Below are 21657 nucleotides of genomic sequence, written 5' to 3'. Positions count from 1 at the left end.
ATTGTTGTTTTCTTTTACGTTCATTACTCTTTCGTCCAACTGTCGATTAACTTTTTATGTTTTTTTACCCATTTCTGTGCTGCTTCTTCAGGGTTTGAAGATTTTTCAACTTGTGACAGAAGAGGACTGATTAATTTATCGTTCATCTGTGCATTATTCATCCATTTTATGACTTGAGGGTTTGTCTTTTTAAATTCCTTGCTTGTCATTGTGTAAATGTTGTCAGGGTCTCCAAACGAATTTTTAGGATCTTTTAAGTATTTGATGTCAAAGTCTGCAAAAGCCCAGTGAGGATTCCACATAGTAACAACAATTGGTCTTTTGGCATCATAGGCTTTGCGCAGTTCACTGAGCATAGCTGCCTCAGACGATTTTACAAGCGTATAGCTTTTAAGGTTATAATCTTTTAACGCCTGTTCGGCTAATCCGTTAATGCTGGAGCCTGGGTCAATTCCAATAACTTTGTTATCGACATCAGAAGCAACCTTAGCAAGGTCTTCCGTTGTGTTCACATCTTTCATGTAGGCGGGAACTGCAAATCCTAAGCGTGCGTTTTTAAGCCAAGGGTCTTCGATATTCACTTGGTCTTTATACTTTTTGTAAAAAGGCGCATCTGTTGTAGGAAGCCATGGTGCAAACGAAATGTCAATGTCGTCATTAGCTGTTCCTACCCAAACACCGGCTTTCTCTAAGAAAACAGTTCTAACCTTATAACCTTGATCTTCTAAAATCTGTTTCCATACGTACGTGTAGGCAATGTTTTCAGTATAGTTATTCATGCCGATGGTAATGGTTTTTTTATCTTTAAAGGCGCCATTACCGTTGCCGCAAGCTGAAGTAATAACTAGAAGAAAACAAATCATGCTGATTAAAAATAGTTTCTTCATGCAATGTAACTCCTTTATAAAGTTTTAAATCAATATGACTGATATGTAGAACGGATGCTAAACACAACGAAGTGTATACCCGGTTTTTTTAGGTGATAAACATAGAAAATATAAAATGTGAAATAGAGTGGGTGATTTTTCGGCGTTGTAAAGTTATTTTTAGCTAAAAATGTACATCGTAGTTAAGAGAAATTATGGGAAATAAATGGATAAAATAAGTGACTGTAGAATCAGTCTTACATGTTATCACTCTTTTTTTTACTCCGTCAACTTTAAGTGAGGAGTAATTAGGAGATCAAGCTGTATAAATAAACGCAGAAAAGTATCTTTCTAATAAAGTTATTATTTCAGAAGATTTGGTGCTTAAAGTGCGTTGTATCAGCTTTTACCTTGAATTGTAAAAGGAGTAGAAATAGCAACAAGTCATATAAGAAGCGTAAGGGAAAATTGATAAAATAAAAAATATTTATGAAGCCAGTATACGGCTGATTTTTTAATTAAATTTAAAGATTCAGAAAATTTTATCTTGCATAATTTCTGCTGCTTATAGTAAAATGAATGAAAGTCATTCATTTTATAGGTGGAGGGAAAGATTTGGTTACAAGCACAAGTGAAAAATACGATAAGATTTTACAGGCAGCGATTGAAGTTATATCTGAAAAAGGACTTGATAAAACATCAATTTCAGACATTGTAAAGCGTGCAGGCGTAGCTCAAGGAACTTTTTATCTTTATTTCAGATCCAAAAATGCCCTTGTTCCTGCTATTGCAGAAAACTTACTTTCTTTGTCGCTTGAAAAAATTAAAGAAAGAGCTAAAACAGCAACAAATTTTTTAAGTACATTAGAGGTGATGATTGACGAAACGTATAAAACAACAGATGAATATAGAGATGTTCTTGTTTTATGCTATTCGGGGCTCGCTTTTGACTATTCATTAGAAACATGGGAAGCTATTTATTTACCTTATTACAACTGGTTTGAAGAGGTATTAAATGAGGCAGTGAAAAAAGAAGAAGTCATCAAGCAGCTTAACGTTAAATGGACAGCTAAGACGATGATTAATTTGATTGAAAACGCTGCTGAACTTTTTTATATCGGGCGAGAGCAAGATGTCACACTTGAACAATCGAAGGAAGAACTTTTTCAATTCTTAAAGCGTTCTCTTGTGCCATTGTAATATTAGCGATGCTAATATTACACCCATTAAAATGACTGACATTCATTCAAAATATACAATTAGTTATCAGAATTATAAGTTTTTAAAGGTTTAAAATGACTGACAATCAGTCGTTATTTGATAAGGAGGTATCTTATGGATCGTACAGCCGTTAAAACTTTAGCTTTGAATATGTACATAAATGGAGAGTGGAGAAAAGCAGAGAAGCAGCGTCCAACTGTTAACCCAGCGACAGGTGAAGTAATTGGATATGCTGCAGAAGGCAGCGCAGAAGATATGAAAGCAGCAATTGAAGCAGCACGAGAAGCCTTTGACAGCGGAATTTGGTCTGAGACTTCTGCATCTGAAAGAGCAGCCATCTTATTCAAAATTGCCGATAAGCTTGAGGAAGCGAAAGAGGAATTAGCAGCGCTAGAAACAATGGATAACGGAAAGCCATATCGTGAAGCTGAGGCTGATGTGGAAGATGCAGCTGCTTGTTTTAGGTATTACGCTGGGTTAATTACAAAACCAGACGGTCAAACGTACAGTGTTCCTGCACCTATGCAAGCAATGGTTATAAAAGAACCAATCGGGGTGTGCGGACTGATTGTACCTTGGAATTATCCGCTCTTGATGAGCGTGTGGAAAATTGCACCTGCTTTAGCTGCAGGAAATACGATTGTATTTAAACCTTCTGAAGTGACACCAGTTACTCCTACAAAACTTTTTGAGATTTTAGAAAGCGTAGGATTGCCAAAAGGAGTAGCAAATCTTGTTATGGGAGCCGGAGATACTGTGGGAAATACGCTTATTCAAGATAAGCGTGTTGATAAGATTTCTTTTACAGGCGGAACGGTAACTGGAAAACACATTATGCGTCAAGCAGCAGAAAATGTAACGAAAGTCTCTTTAGAACTTGGAGGAAAGTCACCGAACATTATATTTGCTGACGCTGATTTTGAAACAGCTGTAGATTATGCCTTGTTTGGAATTTTTGCAGGGAGCGGCCAAATTTGCGCTGCAGGTTCTCGTATTTTAGTAGAAGAAAGCATTGCTGAGCGATTTATCGAACGTTTTGCAGAGCGTGCTCAAAAAATTAAAGTAGGAAATGGAATGGATCAAGAGATTGAAATGGGCCCTCTTGTAAGTGAAGAACATATGAAAAAAGTATTAAAGTACATCGAAATTGGAAAGCAAGAAGGCGCTCGCCTTGTATGCGGAGGCAATCGAATCACCAGCAGTGGGTTGGAAAAAGGTTTTTTTGTAGAACCTACGGTTTTTAGTAACGTTACGTCAAATATGAAAATTGTGCAAGATGAAATCTTTGGGCCTGTTGTCGTTATTCAAACGTTTAAAGATGAAAAAGAAGCTATTAAGCTTGCAAATGATACGGAATACGGTTTAGCAGGCAGCGTGTTTACAACCGACGGTGCAAAAGCTCTTCGGGTGATTAAAAAGCTTCGTGCGGGTATCACTTGGGTAAACACGTATCATTTTACATTTAACGAAGCGCCTTGGGGCGGATATAAGCAGAGCGGAATTGGTCGAGGACTAGGAACGTTTGGTTTGGAAGAATTTCAAGAAGTAAAACAAATTAATATTAATTTACAAGTAGAGCCAATCGGCTGGTTTAAAAATTAAAAAGTAGAGAAGGAGCGATATTAAAATGAATACAGTGACAAAAAATCAAGAGGTAAACAAAGCATATGGTGAAGTAAACGAATATATCAACAAAGTGCTGGGACTTATTGAAAAAAGCGAAGTATCAGCTGAAGAAGCACAGTGGATTACGAAAGAAACAGTAGACGGATTTCGTGAGCATGTCAACCCAGGCTTTTTAGAATATCGTAAAACGGTAACGGTGGATACGCAGTTCGCAGCTGTTGAATGGTCAGATGAAGGTTCTTGTTTTACTGATGTAAACGGTAAAAAATACATTGATTGTTTGGGCGGATTTGGAATTTATAACGTGGGGCACCGTCATCCTAAAGTAGTCAAAGCTGTTCAAGATCAGCTTCAGCGTCAAGCGCTCCATAGCCAAGACTTATTAGATCCACTTCGTGCGATGCTTGCGAAAATTTTAGCAGATATTACACCGGGGGATTTGAAGTATTCCTTTTTCACAAACAGCGGAACAGAAAGCGTAGAAGCCGCTTTAAAACTAGCGAAAATGTATAGTGATCGAACAACGTTTATTTCCACAACACGTTCTTTTCATGGAAAAAGTCTAGGTTCTTTATCAGGTACGGCAAAAGGAATGTTCCGTAAACCATTTCTGCCGTTAATTCCAGGTTTCCGTCACGTACCGTTTGGTGATATTGACATGATGCGCAAAACATTTGAAACGTGCGCGCTTGTAGGGGAAGATGTGGCAGCTGTTTTATTAGAACCAATTCAAGGAGAGGGCGGCATTATTCTTCCTCCTGAAAATTATTTAAAAGAAGTGCGTGCACTGTGTGATGAGTACGACGCTATCTTAATTTTTGATGAAGTTCAAACAGGTATGGGACGTACCGGTGAAATGTTTGCATCAGAACTATATGATGTTGTACCCGATATTTTATGTCTTGCTAAAGCGTTTGGAGGAGGAGTTATGCCTGCTGGCGCGGTTGTAGCAAAAGAAAAAGTGTTTTCAAGCTTCTTTGATAATCCGTTTATGCACACAACAACGTTTGGAGGCAACCCGCTTGCCTGCGCAGCGGCTATTGCAACTATTAACGTGTTGATTGAAGAACAGCTGCCAAACCGCGCGAAAGAGCTAGGGGAATACTTCCTTGCTGGTTTAAAGAAAGCTGCTGAAAAACATGGAGATAAAGTACTTGAAATCAGAGGGCAAGGTTTAATGATTGGAATTGAATTTCACCAAGATGAAATTGGCTACGCGCTTTCTAAAGGTATGTTTGATGAAGGAATTCTAGTAGCTGGGACGCTTGTAAACTCTAAAACAATTCGTATTGAGCCACCGTTGACTATTTCAGCGGAAGAAGTAGATCAAGTCATTTCTACATTTGAAAAAGTATTAAATGAGCTAAGTAACCAATAAATGTAACAAGGAGCAATGAATATGAATCGTCAAACGTTTCTTATTCCCGTATTGCTTTCGATGATTTTAGTAGTACAAATGCCTAGCGACTAACTGAAATTATCGAAACGGAGGAGTAAATCATGAAATATCCATTGTCCCCAGATGTCAAACCAGAATTTTGTACAACAGGCTCATTTATGAGGCTTCCAGCGGAAAGAGGAAATGCAAAAGTAGGGCTAGTAGGGATGCCGTTTGATACGGCGGCATCTTTCAGAGTAGGTGCGCGTTTTGCACCTCAAGCCATTCGGCAAGCTTCCATGACGCTGTTTCCTTATCACCCGGTACACGACGTATACCCATTTGATGATACAAATGCCATTGATATTGGTGATGTGCCGGTTATTCCGCATAATATTCACAGAAGCTATGAATTGATGGAAGAAGCGGTAGGAGCTCTTATGGATAGAGGAATCGTTCCAATTGGAATTGGAGGAGATCATTCCGTTACTTTAGCAAGCCTTCGTGCTGCTGCTAAAAGATATGGCCCAGTGGCTATGATTCATTTTGATTCTCATACAGATACGTGGGATACGTATTATGATGAAAAATATTGGCACGGATCTCCTTTTATACGCGCATATGAAGAAGGGCTAGTAGATCCGAAGAAAGTTTTTCAAATTGGTATTCGCGGGACATTAAATCATCCGGGAGATGTTCAAGAAAGCAAAGACCTCGGTTACCATGTAGTAACGGCAGGAGAGCTTGAACGTCAGGGGTTTTCAATGATTTTGGAGCAAATGAAGACAGCGATTGGAGATACGCCGTGCTTTTTAACATTTGATATTGATTTTGTTGATCCTTCTTGTGCACCAGGCACGGGAACGCTTGAAGTAGGCGGATTCAGCAGCAGAGAAACGCTGCAAATGATCCGTTCTCTAACGGGATTTAACTATGTTGGATTTGACCTAGTAGAAGTGCTGCCATCTTATGATCCAACTCAGATAACCTCTTTGCTTGCAGCTACAATCATTCATGATTTTGCTAGTTTAGTTGCAGTGAAAACGAAAAGAAAGTCATTGGATACGACGATTGAATAATGGCTTGTAAGCAGAAATCCCTCTCATTCAGAGGGTATTTCTGCGTTGATATAGCAGGAGATTAGGAACATATAGCTATTTAAAATAAAGCGCTTTCATAATATGATAAAAGAAAAAGATAGTTTGTTAGCAACCCTTACCAACTTAAAGAAATAAATCATATATTTGCTATAGTAAACGTAACAACCCTTTATATAAAAATGAATGAAAGTCATTCATTTTTATATAAAGAAATTAAATCATATGCATTTATGGATTAAATTGTCAGAATGTTCTTAATAAAGTGAAGGGGGAAGATAAATGAAACATGAAACAGTAACATTAAAAAGGTCGTTGAAATTATGGCAGATTGTATTAATGGGGATCGGATATATGACTCCGATGGTAGTGTTTGATACGTTTGGGATTGCGTCTGATATGACTAATGGACACGTTCCCACGTCTTATATCATAGCCCTTGTCGGGATGCTTCTCACGGCAGTAAGCTACAAAAAGATGATTCAAGTGTTTCCAAATGCAGGATCAGCTTATACATATACGCAAAAGACAATCAATCCACATTTAGGGTTCTTAGTTGGCTGGTCTGCACTAATGGATTATCTCTTTTTACCGATGGTTAACGCACTTATTTTTCAAATTTATTTATCATCTATTTTCCCTTCTGTACCATCGTGGATTTGGGTTGTCAGCTTCGTTATTATCGTTACGCTGTTAAATTTACGAAGCGTTAATTTCACTGCCAATTTCAATACGTTTCTTGTTGTATTTCAAATGACGATTTTAGTATTGTTTGTTGCTGTTTCAATCAAAGCCTTGCTAGGCGGAATGGGGGAAGGAACACTTTTTTCTATGAAGCCCTTCTTTAATCAGAACATGACGTCATCAGGGCTAATAGCAGGAGCTACACTTATGTGTTTTTCCTATTTAGGGTTTGATGCAGTGGCTATGTTATCAGAAGAAACGCCCAATCCTAAAAAAACGATTCCGCGAGCTATTTTTTTAGTTGCGTTAATCGGAGGAGTCATGTTTACCGTGACATCTTATTTTATTCAAGCGGTTTTTCCGACGTTAGAAGGATTCAAGCATCCAGACGCTGCGGCTCCTGAAATTGCTATGTATGTGAGCGGTACGCTGTTTCAAATTGTCTTTTTAGCTGGAGGAATTGCAGGAACATTATCATCAGGCATGTCATCGCATGCAAGCGTTTCGCGTTTATTATACGTAATGGGACGCGACCGAATTTTACCTCAGTCATTTTTTGGTTATGTTCATCCTAAGCTGCGTACACCTTCGCGAAATATTGTATTAGTCGGAGTGGTATCAGCAACTGCCATTTTCTTTAGTCTGGCAACGGCTACGTCATTTATTAATTTTGGAGCACTCATTGCGTTTTCTTTTGTTAATATTTCGGTTATTGCGCACTATGCTGTTCATCAAAAGCAGCACCGGTCGGCTAAGGGTTTTTGGTCATACATTATTATGCCACTATTAGGAGCAGCGGCGATTGGCGTTTTATGGCTTAACTTGGAGCGCAATTCATTTTTACTTGGTATTGGCTGGGCGATTGCCGGTTTAGTTTATTTAGTGTATGCAACGAAAGGTTTTAGAAGACAGCTGTCTTCCATTGAGTTTAAGGAAACAGAAGAAATGTCACCTTTGATGAAAGTCGGAGAAAAGTAAGGATAGAAACTACCTGTTTAAGCCTATCTTATTAAAGAAGCCACATTTATGGATTACGTATTTTGAACGTGTTACTATGTAAGAACGATAAGATAGAAAAAGGTAGGTAAATTATGATTAAAGCAGTTGTATTTGATTTTGATGGGTTAATTATTGATACAGAATCAGTGTGGTACGAAGTGTACCGCGAAATGTTAGAAGACAGGGGAGTAGATCTACCAATTGCAACGTTTGCTTCTTATGTGGGAACGGATGCTACGGCACTTTACGATTACTTGCTTCAGCAGTTTAACAATGAGTTCACGAAAGAGGAACTGGCTCAAGAATCGTTAAGACGTCATCAAGAAAAAATGAAATCATTAGTAGCCCGAGAAGGTGTAGCAGAGTACTTGGCAGAAGCAAAAGAACTTGGATTAAAAATTGGTTTAGCAAGCAGCTCGTATCGCGACTGGGTAACAGCATTTTTAAAAGAGCTAGATTTGCTGCACTATTTTGAAGTCATTCAAACGCGCGATGATGTAGAAAAAGTGAAGCCAGATCCGGCTCTTTACCGAAATGCAATTGAAAAGCTAGGAGTAGAACCCTCTGAAGCTTTAGCATTTGAAGATTCTTCTAATGGAGCAAAAGCTGCCATGGCAGCAGGCTTGCGCTGTGTAATTGTACCAAATCCGTTAACTAAACACCTGTCATTCGAAAGATATCACTTACATATCGAATCGATGAAAGAGAAAAGTTTAAAAGAAGTGATTCAGTATCTTTGTATTGAAGACTAAAGCTAAAAGCGGCACATTTTCCAAAAGAAAATGTACCGCTTTTTTTATTGTTTTACTGCTTCTTCAGTCAAATCAAAAGGATTATCTACAGGGTTATAGACACCGTCGTAATGCTTTTTAGTTATTAGAATAATAAGTCAATAACCTTTAAAGAAATCCTAATTCAGTATTAGTAATAGCTTCATTTATGTTTCGTTATAAGGCAAGAAGTTTCATTGACACTCTGGAAGAATATGTTTTAAGATTACTTCCAAACAGATTTAATTCTTAGTTAATTTATGTATTTAATTAGTTTTGGAGGTTGCTATGGGGAAACATATTTATTTAAATGCGTTTGATATGAATTGTGTTGTACATCAGACACCTGGTTTGTGGACGTACCCAAGTGATCAGGCGTCCGAATATAAAACGTTAGATTACTGGGTAGAGTTAGCTAAGCTATTGGAAAAAGGAAAGTTTGACGGTTTGTTTTTAGCCGATGTATTAGGCATTTATGACGTTTATAGGCAAAGTAACGAAGGAGCTCTTAAACAAGCTACTCAGCTTCCCGTGAATGAACCAACTGCGCTTATTTCCGCTATGGCGTATGCTACAAACCATTTAGGGTTTGGGGTAACGGTATCTACTACTTATGAGAAGCCTTATGCGTTTGCGCGTAAATTTTCGACATTGGATCATTTAACAAATGGCCGTATTGCATGGAATATTGTGACTTCATACCTTGAAAGTGGATCAATCAATCTAGGATTAGAAGAACACTTTACGCATGAAACCCGCTATGATATTGCCGATGAATTTTTAGAAGTCTGCTATAAGTTATGGGAAGGAAGTTGGGAGGAAGGAGCTGTTGTAAAAGATAAAGAAAAAGGGATCTTTACACTTCCAGACCGGGTTCATCCTATTAATCATAAAGGGAAGTGGTTTAGTGTTCCAGGCGTACATTTGTCAGAACCTTCACCGCAGCGAACTCCAGTTTTATTCCAAGCAGGAGCTTCTGCACCAGGAAGAGAATTTGCTGCCAAACACGCTGAATGTATCTTTACAAGTTTTCCTACTAAAAAAGTAGCCTCAGATTATGTGAAAAAAATGCGCACTCAAATTGCTGCAGAGGGCAGAGACCCAGATAGCGTATTAATTTTTAATTTATTTACCCCAATTGTTGGACGAACAGAAAAAGAGGCTGAAGAGAAGCTTGCTCGTTTTGAAAGCTATGTGAATTTTGAAGGGGCAGCTACGCTGTTTAGCGGCTGGACGGGAATCGATGTTTCTGCCTATGAACCAGAACAGCTCATTGAATTTATTGCGACAAATTCAGTCCGTTCCGCTTTAGAGAAATTTACAATAAGTGATCCGGATAGAAAGTGGACGGTAGAAGAAGTAGTGAAATTTGTCAGTATCGGAGGGATGGGCCCAGTTACTGTGGGGAGTCCAGAACAAGTAGCTGATTTTATGGAAGAATGGATAAACGATACGGGCATGGATGGGTTTAATATGGCTTATGTAACCACACCGGGGACGTTTGCTGATTTTATTGATTTAGTGATTCCTGTTTTGCAGGAAAGAGATTTATTCAAAACGGATTACAGTGAAGGAACTTATAGAGAAAAGCTATTTGAAAAATCACAATTCTTGCCTGATGAACACTATGGCGCTCGATATCGAAAGACGAGCCAAAAGGAGAGTTTAACATGACTGTGACCACTGTAAAGGAAGAAATTTATCTTGATCAAGCAAAAAAGCTGTCCGTTTCTTTTGCAAAGGATGCAGCACAAAGAGATAAAGAAGGGGGAACACCGAAACAGCAAAAAGATGCTATTCGCCAAAGCGGGCTGTTAAATTTATTAATTCCTCAAAAATATGGCGGAGAAGGCGGGAAATGGTCAACGGCTTTGGCTATTGTTCGAGAGTTGGCGAAAGGCGATGCAGCATTAGGTCACTTATATGGCTATCACTCCTTGTTTGTCTCAGATATCCGAATCAAAGGTACAGAAGAACAGCAGGCCTATTTTTATCCTTTATCTGTTCAGCAGCAAGCTTTTTGGGGAAATGCCTCTAATCCTTTAGTAGAAAGTCTAAAAGGCGATAAGCAATCACAAGGTTATCTATTAAATGGAACGAAAGCTTTCGGTTCTGGTTCACCTGATTCTCAGTACTTATGGCTATCGTTTAATGACAGGGAAACGGGGCAATATTTAAACGGAGTCGTGCCTACTGACAGAACAGGCATTACCGTCAAAGATGATTGGAATGCGATGGGACAAAGACAGACGGGAAGTGGAAATGTAGATTTTAAAAATGTACGAATAGAAGAACATGAAGTGGTTCAAGATTTTGTTGAAAATCCTACTCCTTTTTCAACTATTGGAGCCTCGCTGTCGCAAATTATTTTAACGAATGTCTTTATAGGAAGCGCTTTTGGAGCAATTGAAGAAGCACAAAACTACACGGCTTCTAAAACAAGGCCTTGGTTAACATCAGGAGTAAAAAAAGCTTCGGATGATCCAGGTATACTGCGAAAATACGGTGAACTCTGGATTCAAGCGAAAGCAGCCAGTGCACTTGCAGATGAAGCAGCTCTCATATTGGATGAAGCGTGGGAAAAAGGCAAAAAACTAACGGAAGAAGAACGTGGAAATCTAGCAGTTCACGTAGCGGCTGCCAATGTTTTTGCTGGTAATGCCGCACTGGATATCACAAGTAAGATATTTGAAGTTATGGGAGCGCGTTCGGTTCATGCTGAATACGGATACGACCGATTCTGGCGTAATGTAAGAACTCATACTCTTCATAATCCAGCTGAATACAAGCTTCGAACGGTTGGGGACTGGGTGTTGAATCAGCAGTACCCTACACCTAATCCGTATGCTTGATTTAAAAATAGTAAAAAATGAAGCTATCAGACAACTGAGGCTCCTTATTGCAGTTTATTTGTAATAACGGAGTTTTTTTATGTAGCTTTAAAAAGGGGCGAATACAAGTGGAGTTGTTTTGGTTTATTCCAACGTATGGGGATGGACGTTATTTAGGAAGCCATGAAGGAGCCAGGGCTGCAAGCTATTCTTATTGCAAACAAGTTGCACAAGCTGCGGATGAGCTAGGCTATAGCGGGGTCTTGCTTCCGACGGGAAAGTCATGTGAAGACGCGTGGATTGCTGCATCTACTTTAGTGCCCGTCACTGACAATCTGAAGTTTTTAGTAGCAGTACGCCCGGGTTTAATGTCGCCTACACAAGCCGCAAGAATGGCTGCAACATTTGACCGATTTTCTAAAGGAAGGCTTCTTATTAATGTTGTAGCAGGAGGAGATCCCGTTGAGTTAGAAGGAGACGGAGTGTTTTTAAACCATCACGATCGCTATGAGCTGACAGATGAATTTTTAACCATATGGAGAAGGGTATTAAATGAATCGGATGTTCACTTCGACGGAGACTACTTGAGTGTTAAAGGTGGAGACGTACTTTATCCGCCGATCCAAAAACCGTATCCTTCCCTTTATTTTGGAGGCTCTTCTCCTGTAGCGATGGACGTTGCCTCAAGGCATATAGACGTCTATTTGACTTGGGGAGAGCCTCCTGCACAAGTAAAAGAAAAAATTGAACGAATGAAAGAAAAAGCCAGGCAGACAGGAAGAGAAATTCGATTTGGCATCAGGCTTCATGTCATTGTTCGTGAAACTGAAGAACAAGCCTGGAAAGCGGCAGATGAACTGATTCAACATGTTGATGAAGAAGCCGTTAAATCAGCCCAAAAAGTATTTTCTCGAATGGATTCAGAAGGTCAAAAACGTATGAGCGCCTTGCATCAAGGCGACCGTTCAAACTTAGAGGTAAGCCCTAATCTATGGGCTGGTGTAGGGTTAGTTCGAGGAGGAGCAGGGACTGCTTTAGTAGGAGATGCTGATACAGTGGCACAACGAATCAAAGAATATGCAGAGTTAGGTATTGAAACATTTATTTTATCCGGGTATCCTCATTTAGAAGAAGCATATCGAACAGCAGAGCTTTTGTTTCCAAGGCTTCCAGTTAAGCGTAAGCACGATGAGAACGAGCGCACATTTATCAGTCCATTTGGTGAAGTGAAAGTGAATGATAAAACACCGGCTAAAAGGTGAGAAAGGAGGGAAACAGTGAACAATACCCAAACGATTGCAGTGTCTCAAGAAAAGATCCTTGAATTGGCTAACCGGTTGGCTAAAGAGTTTTCCAAAACTGCTGTAAAAAGAGATAGAGAAGGCGGAACGCCTCTACATGAGCGTAATCTGCTTAGAAAAAGCGGTCTTTTAGCCTTCCCAATTCCTAAGGAATACGGAGGTTATGGAGCCGACTGGCCGATTGTTTTTAAAATCGTGAATATCATTGCGAAAGCAGATAGTTCACTTGCACACTTGTTGGGTTATCATTATTTGACGATTTGTTCGACGTTTCTGTTTGGAAGTACTCAGCAGTACAAAACTTTTTACAAAGAAACGGCAGCTCAGCAGCTTTTTTGGGGCAATGCCTTTAATCCTAGAGATTCGGGGCTGAAAGCAGTTCGAGAAAATGGACGATTAATGCTCAGCGGAAGCAAGAGTTTTTGTTCTGGGGCAACGGATTCCGATCGTTTGTTAGTATCGGCTCAAGAAGAAAACGGTGAGGTATTGCTATGTGTACTTCCTACTCATAGAGCCGGAATTGTTACTGAAGATAATTGGGACGGATTTGGACAGCGCCAAACGGATAGCGGAAGCGTAAAGTTTGAAGGTGTTATCGTGTATGAAGAAGAAATATTGCATAAAGCAGCTGAAGAGCAAAAGGTTTTTCCTACGGTACGAACGCATTTGGCTCAGCTTATGCTCACTCACTTATTGTACGGTATTGCTCAAGGCGCTTTGGAAGAATCAAAAGCTTACGTGAAGGCTCATACAAAACCGTGGCTAAGTTCAGATGTTGAAGCAGCAGAGCAAGATCCTTATATTATTCAGCAATACGGTGAAATGAGTTTAAATCTTCATGCTTGTTCAGCACTTATCGAAAAAGCTGTTGCAGAATTTGATCATGCATGGAAAAAAGAAGACGCGTTAACGAAACAGCAGCGGGGCGAGTGCGGAGTTGCCATTGCGATGGCTAAAACATTTACTGCCAAAACGGCCTTACATATTACTTCCACTATATTTGATGGGATGGGGGCTAGAGCCACGTCTGATCAGTATAAATTTGATCGCTACTGGCGCAACGCACGAACAATTAGCTTACACGATCCTGTTGCTTACAAGCTGCGTGACATAGGTAAATGGTATCTTAGCAGTGAACTGCCGCCGATTACCCCATATTCATAGAAAGTCTGCTAAAAAGAGGCTGGGACAAAAGTATTTTAATTGAAGGAAGATCCGAACGATGAATCGTTCGGATTTTTTCATGGTTAGAGTGAACGTAGGTTTCTTATATTGAGTTGCTTCTAGCTGTTGATTGGGTGGATTTCATTATGTAGCTATTTCTTTTTTACTAGAATAGGTATAACTTTTTTAATTAAAAAATAACGAATCAGCTTGTTTAAATAGATAAAACTGATATAATGATAACGATTATCAGTTTCAAGAGTCAATTATCTACATAAAGATACAAGCAGGAGGAATGACATTTGAATAAGAAAAAAATAGGACTGCTGGCTTTTATTACAATGCTGGCAATCGGAATGCTTATCGGCTGCAGCAGCACGAACAAGGAAAATTCAGCCGATGAAAAAAATGAAAAAACAAGAGTGGTTAAACATGAGCTTGGAGAGACAAAAGTAAAAGAAAATCCAAAGCGAGTAGTCGTATTAGAGTTAGGTTTTATTGATGCATTGTTAGATGCTGGGATTAAACCTGTAGGAGTAGCTGATGATGATAAAGCAGAACAGCTTATTGATAAAGATGTACTAAAAGAAATTAAAGGATACAAATCAGTTGGCACGCGAGCACAGCCAAGCTTGGAATTGATTAAACTGTTGAAGCCAGATTTGATTATCGCTGATTCAGAACGTCATAAAAATGTATATAAAGAATTATCAAAAATCGCGCCAACGATTGAGTTAAAAAACTTAAATGCTAATTACGATGATTTACTAAATACGGAGTTAAAAGTAGGAGAAGCGGTTGGCAAGAAAGCAAAAGTTGAAAAAGTGGTAGAAGAGCATAAGCAAAAAATGAAGGATTTAAAAGCAAAAGCACCAAAAAATCCGGGCAATGTACTTGTTATCGCTGATGCAAATGGTAATATTAATGCTAGAACTTCAAATTTCTTTACAACGGGTGTTCTTGAGCAATTAGGCTTCAAAAATGCATTAACAGATCCTACAAAAGAGTACAGTGTAAAAATGACAATGGAACAGCTGGTAAAAGCAGATCCGGACAAACTCATTGTTATGCGAAATGAAAAAGGTCATACGCCTTTAGCAAAACAGCCATTATGGAAAGAGCTAAAAGCGGTTAAAAACAATCAAGTGTATGAAGTTGATGTATTTAAATGGTCTCTTCGCCGAAGTGTACAAGGTGCAAATGGTATTGCAGATGAAGCAGAAAAGTTATTATTTGAAGGCAAATAATAACGAAGAAAAGAACAATCCAGCGGGGTTGTTTTTTTCTTTTTATTGAACTTTCAAATGAAAGGAGGCGCAGTCTATTATGAAAGCTGTTCACGGTTTATCCAAAAGAAACAAATCTCCACTTCGTATAATAGCTATTTTCCTTGCGGTTATTATTCTTTTACTGATTTCTATGTTTTTATCTATTTCCATCGGTTCTATACATATTTCTTTTGGAACGATTAAGCAAGCTATACTAAATTTTGACGGATCAAAAGAACAATCTATTATTCAAACTGTCCGTCTGCCTCGCTTATTGGTAACGGCATTTGTTGGCGCTAATTTGGCTGTCGCCGGAGCGTTGATGCAAGCATTAACTAGAAACCCATTAGCTTCTCCTGGTATTTTTGGTATTAATGCCGGGGCATCAGCGGCAATGGTATTTTTAACGGTTTTAGTTCCGAGTGTAAGCATGATTGGTGGGGTATTTGGAGCATTTTTAGGAGGCGCCTTTGCTGCTGTTATTGTCTACGTCATGAGTTCGTTGATTAAAGGAGGAGACAGCGATGTAAAGCTTGCTTTAACGGGTGTCGCTATACAAGGTATGCTTATGTCTCTTACGCAAACGCTGTTAATTTTTAATGAAAGCAAAACAGAAGGCGTTATGTTTTGGCTCACCGGCTCAGTTATTGGGCGGGATTGGGGACATGTTCACGTGTTGCTTCCTTTTAGCATTGTGGGTCTGCTTATTGCGTTTGGTCTGGGAAGAGCGTCTTCTTTGTTATCTTTAGGAGATGATGTAGCTAGAGGACTCGGGCAGCGAGTCTTTGCCATTAGAGCGTTCACTGCAGTTGTTGTGATTGTATTAGCAGGTGTTTCTGTGGCAATTGCGGGTCCCATTGGCTTTGTAGGGCTTGTTGTTCCGCATATGGTTCGTTATTTAATAGGTGTAGATTACCGAGTTGTTTTGCCAATGAGCGCGCTGCTTGGTGCATCTTTATTGCTATTAGCAGACGTATTGTCGCGATTTATTACATATCCGTATGAGACCCCTGTAGGTGCAGTAACAGCATTGCTTGGAACACCGTACTTTATTTACTTGGCGAGAAGCAAAAAAACAGAAAGGAAGGCATGAGTATATATGCAGACTGTCAATAAAACAAAAAAGCAGCCATCTCGATTCAAGTCTGTCGGCCTGTTTATCATTCTTTCTGTCTTAATTATAGCGCTAAGCGTGATAAGCCTTAGCTTAGGAGACATTAACATACCGCCATTAGATATTATTACGTCTTTTATTGGCATTGGCGATCCTGACTTGACGTCTATTTTGGTAGAATTTCGCCTGCCTCGTATTTTGCTGGCTATTTTAACGGGAATCGGCCTAGCTGTGTCCGGAGTCGTCGTACAGTCTATTATGAGAAATCCGCTCGCCAGTCCAGATACATTAGGTCTTTCAAGCGGATCAGGGTTAGCTGCTGTTGCAGTCACTATTTTACTGCCTTTAGCAAGCCCGTCTGTTTTATCAGTCGCTGCGTTTGCAGGAGGCTCTATTGTCTTTGTAATCGTCTATTTGCTTGCTTATAAAAAAGGAGTAGAACCTATTCGATTTGCATTAATAGGTGTAGCAGTCAGCGCTTTTTGTTCATCGGGTATTCACTTGTTAATTTCAAAAGCAAATCCAAACGTCAATGCGGCACTCATTTGGCTGAGCGGCAGCTTATGGGGAAGAACATGGGATCAATTGATTGGTTTACTTCCGTGGGTCGTTATACTAGTACCGCTGATTTGGCTGTTAGCTGCTCGGTTAGATTTAATTCATTTAGGTGATGAAGTGGCTCGAGGACTAGGGGCTAGAGTAGAGTTAATTCGTCTAGTATTACTAGCAAGCGCAGTGGCAATGACGGCTGCTGTTGTGTCGGTTGTTGGCACTATTGGCTTTGTAGGGCTTATTATTCCTCATGTGGCCAAACGGTTAGTGGGACCGAGACATAAACAACTAATTCCTACAGCCGCTTTACTTGGCGCTTTGTTTGTACTAGCAGCAGATTTAATTGGGCGAGGAATTGCTCCTCCGATTGAAATTCCGGCCGGATTAATCATTGGCATTATCGGCGCTCCGTATTTTCTTTATTTATTGTGGAGAGAATCTAAAAAATAAGCTCGCGCTTTAGAGCGAGCTTATTTTTATTCCAAATGAATTTTTGGGAATGGAATATGCGGAGGCTCTTCTAGCCATCCTTGTTCAATACTTATTCTTGATACTTCTTTGGCATATTCCAAAATTTCAGTTGTGAAGTTTGTATAATTTAACGCGAGATCTAAACGCGGGCTCGTTGACATCGCCAGCCCGTATCCACGTACATTTTCAGTAATCATCGCGGCTAGGTGAAACATCATGAGTTTTTCTGAAAATGGAGGAACGGAAGACTTTTCTACTCCGTAATCCCACTTCATTGTGACCGGTATGTTTTCTACCATCAGCGGTTGTGACAGGGATTCAATATGCTGCTGCACAAGTTCTCTACCCTTTAATAAAAAAGCCTGAATGTCCTGAGAAGGAGCTATTTGAGCAAATCCTAAAATTAAATCTTTTGCAATCAAATTCGTCTGTATACTTGATACGATATGAGAAATTTCAATGACGGTTAACGGGCGCTTTTCATCAAAATAGCTCCCTAGAAAGAGTTCTTTGTCGTTCATATCAGACGCATCTGCAATCGGAATAGGAGGAAGCTCTATAAAGATTTGTTTTTCTAACAGCAAATCTGTAATCGTTTGATTGAGCTTTTCCGCTTTTAGCAGCAAGCTGCGAAAAAAAGACCGTACATCATTTCTTGCGGCAACATCGACGCCCGTAGTTGCTGACAGCAGAAGGACATTTGAAATATGCTTCAAATAAAGCAAATAAAAGGAGTCCGAGAACAACTTTGGTGCTTCAGCATCAACGTCTTCGTCTCCGAAGCCAAGCGGAATTGGCATATTTTCTTTTAAAAAGATAGCAGTGAGCGCATCACTGTTTTTGGTTGTGATGTGCAGTGTACCTTGAATCGCTTTTTGAATATCCAAATCGTCTACATGATACAGAAAATGTTTAAGCATACAAGAAATTGCTTTATCGTTCATATATTGCTTCCAAATAACAGCCATCTCGGCGGCTGACAGTGGAGAAAATGATTGATTGTTCATAATAAACTCCTCATATATAGATAATTAACAAGTTTCTAAAAGGTTATTAACTAGTATAAGTCAAAGGAAGTAAGATAAACACTATAGAAAGTAAAAAAAGGTATCAACATTTTACTATAAGAGTAACCTTCATGCATAATTTAAAGGTTCTTTTAGGAAAAGAAGAGCTCAACCGCTTCTTTCTTGCAAAGCAGAAATAAAACCGAAATAATAAATGAAGAAAGTCAGGCAAGAAAGGAGTTTCATTATATGCCAGAAGGTCCAGAAATTAGACGAGCAGCCGATGAAGTGGAAAAAGCGATTATCAGTCTTCCCGTTAGAGAGATATGGTTTGCTTTTCCATCTTTACAGCATTACGAAGAAGTATTAACGGGTGCTCGTATTAAAAGGGTAGATACAAAAGGGAAGGCTATGCTTATTCGTTTTGACAACGGCTATACCATTTATTCACATAATCAGCTTTATGGAAAATGGTATGTACGTTCATCTTACAATTATCCATCTACAAACAGACAGCTGCGTCTTGCTATTCATAATGAAAAGAAATCAGCGCTGCTCTATAGCGCTTCTGATATTGAAGTATTGCGTGATGAAGAAGTTTCTGCTCATCCTTTTGTATCAAGAGTAGGTCCGGATATTTTAAGTGAAGAAGTAACGGCAGGCGAGCTTTTAGACCGCTTTTACTCTAAGGCATTTTACCGCAGAAAATGGGCGTCGCTGCTGCTAGACCAAAGCTTTATAGCGGGGATTGGAAATTATTTGCGCAGTGAAATTCTATTTGTAGCGGGAATTAATCCTGCAGCTCGTCCAGTAGACTGCACGGAAGAACAGCTTAAAAAGGCAGCTGAAGCAACCATTTCTCTTGTAAAACAGTCCTATGAAACAGGTGGCATTACAAATGACGTAGAGCTTGCTGAAACGTTAAAAAAGAAAGGCCAAAAGCGCTCTGAATACCGCCACTGGGTTTTTAACCGTGAAGGAGAAGCTTGCCGAATTGACGGCACGCCTATCTTAAAAGTGCAGGCTGCTTCTAGAAGGCTTTATTACTGTCCTACTTGTCAAAAATAGCAGGATATATTTATTCTGCTATTTTTTTGATGTGAAAATGAACGGCTGTTCATTCTTGTGATATAGTTAAAAAGTAAAGGCATATTCTTAAGGGGAGGGATAAGATGGAATGTAAAGCAGGAGATACATTTACGTGGCAAAGAACGTTTCAAGAGGAAGAAATCATGCAGTTTGCGGAGATGACTGGAGACCGGGGCAAACATCATATAGAACGTGACGAAAAAGGGCGGCTAATGGTGCATGGACTTATGACTGCTAGTATTGGGACAAAAATAGGGGGAGACTTAAACTACATTGCAAGAGAAATGGTGAGTGAATTTCTTCGTCCAGTTTTTGCAGGAGATACGATTACCTGTGAATGCGTATTAACTGAAGTAGAAAAAGCAGATGGTTTTCAAAAAGTGAAAATCAAATCAGTGTATCGAAATCAACAAGGTAAAGAAGTACTGATAGGGACAAGTAATGGAATTATTCGAGATTAAATTGAAAGCGTTAACAAAATGTGAGTTATGAATATGGTTAGAAAAGTCACGAACCCGTGACTTTTTTTGCTGTTCATTTTCCTTCTTTTGTCATTTACCATTTAAATGTAAATATGGTAAATTAGTAAAGTTGAGTTTCATAAATGGTAAAAATGTGTATTTACTAAGTACATAGATTCTTAATTTTGGTAAATATTTAAAAAGGAGTTTCTTACATGAAAAAAATAATGAATACAGGCTTAGCACTATCATTCGCTCTATTGCTTTCGGCATGTGGGATGCCGTCTTCAGAGGAATTAACGGGTGACGTGAAAGAAGCACAAGAAAAGGTGAAAAATGTTCAAGTGAAAGTCACTGGGAAAGAAGAAGGATCCTCTGATTACAAAGTCAACGGAGTACAAGAGTTTGATTTTAAAAGCAAAGCAGGTTACATTAACACAAGAATGAACGGCGAAGAACTAAAGATGTATCATGACGGAGATGAAACGTTAGCTGTGGCTGGAGAAGAAAGCACAAAAGTACAGGGAGAAGAAAAAAAGTACGTTACGGCTTTAATTAATAATGCTATGGAGCTTCAACAAAATCCAATACGCTACTATCAAAAATATGATAAAAATCTTCCAAATGAATTTGACGTTACCGAGAAAGACAAAGAGTATGTATTAACATTCAACGGAGACAAAGACAAAAAGCAAAAAATTGTAGCAGATGATGCTAAAGCTTATTATAAAATAACAAATCAAGGCAACGATACTGCTGTAGATCTTGATCAAATTAAAGGAAAAGATTTTTCACTTGTTGTGACAATTGATAAAGAAACGAAGCAAGTAAAGAAAGTAGAGAAAAAACAGTCGTATTCAGTTAAAGTAGACGGAAAAACAGAAAATTCAAAGTCTAAGCAAACGTATACGTATACATATAATCAATTAGACAATGTAACAAAACCAAAAGTGGAAGCAAAATCCGCTGCTGCTTCTAAAGATAGCAGCACCGAAACGCCAAGTAAAGAAAAGCAAGCTGCCTATGCCAAGGAAGCGGGACAATACGTGGATGCTTTAATTCAAGCAACTGTTTATCAAAATACAGATCAATTTGTTGCTAAACATCCGAATCAGCAAGATAAGAAGCAGGTAAAAGAAAAAGGGGAGTTCCAAAAGAGTTCGTTTGTAGAGTTTTTTGAAACGAATTTTAAAGGTGCTTTATCATCATTGAGCTCAAATATAACCGATGAGCAGTTAAACGAAGTAAGCAGCGCTTTTCTAAAAGCTCTTTCATCTACAAAATATAACATTAAAGATGCAGCGTATAGTGCTGAAGATGATGCGTACGTTGTACAAGTCGAAATTCAAGGATTTAACGATGCAAGTGTATTAGCGGAAGTCATGACACCACTTGCAGAAAAATATCAGGCGGGTGAGCTGAGTAACGAGCAGTTAGTAAACGAACTTATTAACGGAGTAGCAAAACGCTATCGTGAGCCAGTTGAATTACTTCCGACAAAAACAGTCCCTGTACACGTTATAAGAAATGGTGAAAAAGATTACGAAGTTTTAATGCAAGATGAGTATCTGTTAACATTTGCTCAACAATCATAAATAGACATAGAAAAAGATTTCAGCTATATGCCTGAAGTCTTTTTCTATGTTCGTTTAAAATATAATTTTAAAAATAAAACAAATTATTGAAATTATATTTTAAAGGAATTATAATAACCATAACTTCACTACATGATGAAAAAGTAGCTAAAAAAATGAATGA

The 21657-nt window shown here is 38.9% G+C and carries 18 protein-coding genes; 16 read left to right on the top strand and 2 right to left on the bottom strand.

Features of this window, described 5'->3' with window-relative positions; genetic code table 11:
• Window positions 1–23: 23 nt before the first annotated feature.
• A complete protein-coding gene (locus tag ACO1DI_RS15345; RefSeq protein WP_339995000.1) occupies window positions 24–887 on the bottom strand; it encodes a glycine betaine ABC transporter substrate-binding protein in 864 nt (287 codons plus the stop codon).
• A gap of 594 nt (window positions 888–1481) precedes the next feature.
• On the opposite strand from ACO1DI_RS15345, the gene ACO1DI_RS15340 reads away from it, so the two are divergent.
• The 13 genes from ACO1DI_RS15340 (at window position 1482) to ACO1DI_RS15280 (ending at window position 17321) form a co-directional block, all read left to right on the top strand.
• Entirely contained in the window at window positions 1482–2066 is a 585-nt protein-coding gene (locus ACO1DI_RS15340) for a TetR family transcriptional regulator (RefSeq protein WP_014461433.1), read from the top strand.
• Window positions 2067–2201: 135 nt separating this feature from the next.
• Window positions 2202–3689: an aldehyde dehydrogenase family protein gene (locus ACO1DI_RS15335; RefSeq protein ID WP_014461432.1), complete on the top strand. Its 1488-nt coding sequence runs from the start codon at window positions 2202–2204 to the stop codon at window positions 3687–3689.
• Between the two features lie 25 nt (window positions 3690–3714).
• On the top strand, window positions 3715–5091 hold the full coding sequence (locus ACO1DI_RS15330; RefSeq protein WP_028412134.1) for a putrescine aminotransferase: 1377 nt from the start codon (window positions 3715–3717) through the stop codon (window positions 5089–5091).
• 122 nt (window positions 5092–5213) lie between these two features.
• Window positions 5214–6170 carry an agmatinase gene (gene speB, locus ACO1DI_RS15325; RefSeq protein WP_014461430.1) on the top strand — a complete coding sequence of 319 codons (957 nt, stop codon included), beginning with the start codon at window positions 5214–5216 and terminating at the stop codon, window positions 6168–6170.
• Window positions 6171–6470: 300 nt separating this feature from the next.
• The gene (locus tag ACO1DI_RS15320) at window positions 6471–7850 is read left to right on the top strand and encodes an APC family permease (RefSeq protein ID WP_014461429.1); all 1380 of its coding nucleotides are present in this window, start codon (window positions 6471–6473) and stop codon (window positions 7848–7850) included.
• 113 nt (window positions 7851–7963) lie between these two features.
• Window positions 7964–8623, top strand: a complete 660-nt coding sequence (locus ACO1DI_RS15315; RefSeq protein WP_014461428.1) for an HAD family hydrolase — start codon at window positions 7964–7966, stop codon at window positions 8621–8623.
• Window positions 8624–8929: 306 nt separating this feature from the next.
• Entirely contained in the window at window positions 8930–10315 is a 1386-nt protein-coding gene (locus ACO1DI_RS15310; protein WP_328575073.1) for an LLM class flavin-dependent oxidoreductase, read from the top strand.
• Complete coding sequence (locus ACO1DI_RS15305) at window positions 10312–11493, top strand: acyl-CoA dehydrogenase family protein (protein ID WP_115653124.1); 1182 nt, start codon at window positions 10312–10314, stop codon at window positions 11491–11493. The genes ACO1DI_RS15310 and ACO1DI_RS15305 overlap by 4 nt, the downstream gene beginning before the upstream one ends.
• 107 nt (window positions 11494–11600) lie before the next feature.
• A complete protein-coding gene (gene ssuD / locus ACO1DI_RS15300; protein ID WP_042992310.1) occupies window positions 11601–12734 on the top strand; it encodes an FMNH2-dependent alkanesulfonate monooxygenase in 1134 nt (377 codons plus the stop codon).
• A gap of 15 nt (window positions 12735–12749) precedes the next feature.
• The gene (locus ACO1DI_RS15295) at window positions 12750–13937 is read left to right on the top strand and encodes an acyl-CoA dehydrogenase family protein (RefSeq protein WP_423145451.1); all 1188 of its coding nucleotides are present in this window, start codon (window positions 12750–12752) and stop codon (window positions 13935–13937) included.
• A 302-nt stretch (window positions 13938–14239) separates the two neighbouring features.
• Window positions 14240–15184: an ABC transporter substrate-binding protein gene (locus tag ACO1DI_RS15290; protein WP_423145450.1), complete on the top strand. Its 945-nt coding sequence runs from the start codon at window positions 14240–14242 to the stop codon at window positions 15182–15184.
• A gap of 79 nt (window positions 15185–15263) precedes the next feature.
• Complete coding sequence (locus tag ACO1DI_RS15285; protein ID WP_277549202.1) at window positions 15264–16298, top strand: FecCD family ABC transporter permease; 1035 nt, start codon at window positions 15264–15266, stop codon at window positions 16296–16298.
• A 6-nt stretch (window positions 16299–16304) separates the two neighbouring features.
• Window positions 16305–17321 (top strand): FecCD family ABC transporter permease, encoded by a 1017-nt coding sequence (locus ACO1DI_RS15280; protein ID WP_115653127.1) that lies wholly within the window; start codon window positions 16305–16307, stop codon window positions 17319–17321.
• Between the two features lie 26 nt (window positions 17322–17347).
• On the opposite strand, the gene ACO1DI_RS15275 is transcribed toward ACO1DI_RS15280, so the two are convergent.
• On the bottom strand, window positions 17348–18349 hold the full coding sequence (locus ACO1DI_RS15275; protein ID WP_014461417.1) for a DUF3231 family protein: 1002 nt from the start codon (window positions 18347–18349) through the stop codon (window positions 17348–17350).
• A gap of 249 nt (window positions 18350–18598) precedes the next feature.
• Between ACO1DI_RS15275 and nei the strand changes: the two genes are divergently transcribed.
• From nei to ACO1DI_RS15260, 3 genes are all read left to right on the top strand, one after another.
• Window positions 18599–19417 carry an endonuclease VIII gene (gene nei, locus ACO1DI_RS15270; RefSeq protein WP_014461416.1) on the top strand — a complete coding sequence of 273 codons (819 nt, stop codon included), beginning with the start codon at window positions 18599–18601 and terminating at the stop codon, window positions 19415–19417.
• A 104-nt stretch (window positions 19418–19521) separates the two neighbouring features.
• Window positions 19522–19899, top strand: a complete 378-nt coding sequence (locus ACO1DI_RS15265) for an FAS1-like dehydratase domain-containing protein (protein WP_014461415.1) — start codon at window positions 19522–19524, stop codon at window positions 19897–19899.
• Window positions 19900–20114: 215 nt separating this feature from the next.
• The gene (locus ACO1DI_RS15260) at window positions 20115–21494 is read left to right on the top strand and encodes a DUF6612 family protein (protein ID WP_423145449.1); all 1380 of its coding nucleotides are present in this window, start codon (window positions 20115–20117) and stop codon (window positions 21492–21494) included.
• Window positions 21495–21657: the final 163 nt, after the last annotated feature.

The sequence above is a fragment of the Priestia sp. 40 genome, assembly GCF_049368575.1.
Classification (GTDB): Bacteria; Bacillota; Bacilli; order Bacillales; family Bacillaceae_H; genus Priestia; species Priestia zanthoxyli.
The sequence above is the reverse complement of the archived record's forward strand: the minus strand, read 5'-3'. Positions and strand labels throughout refer to the sequence as shown.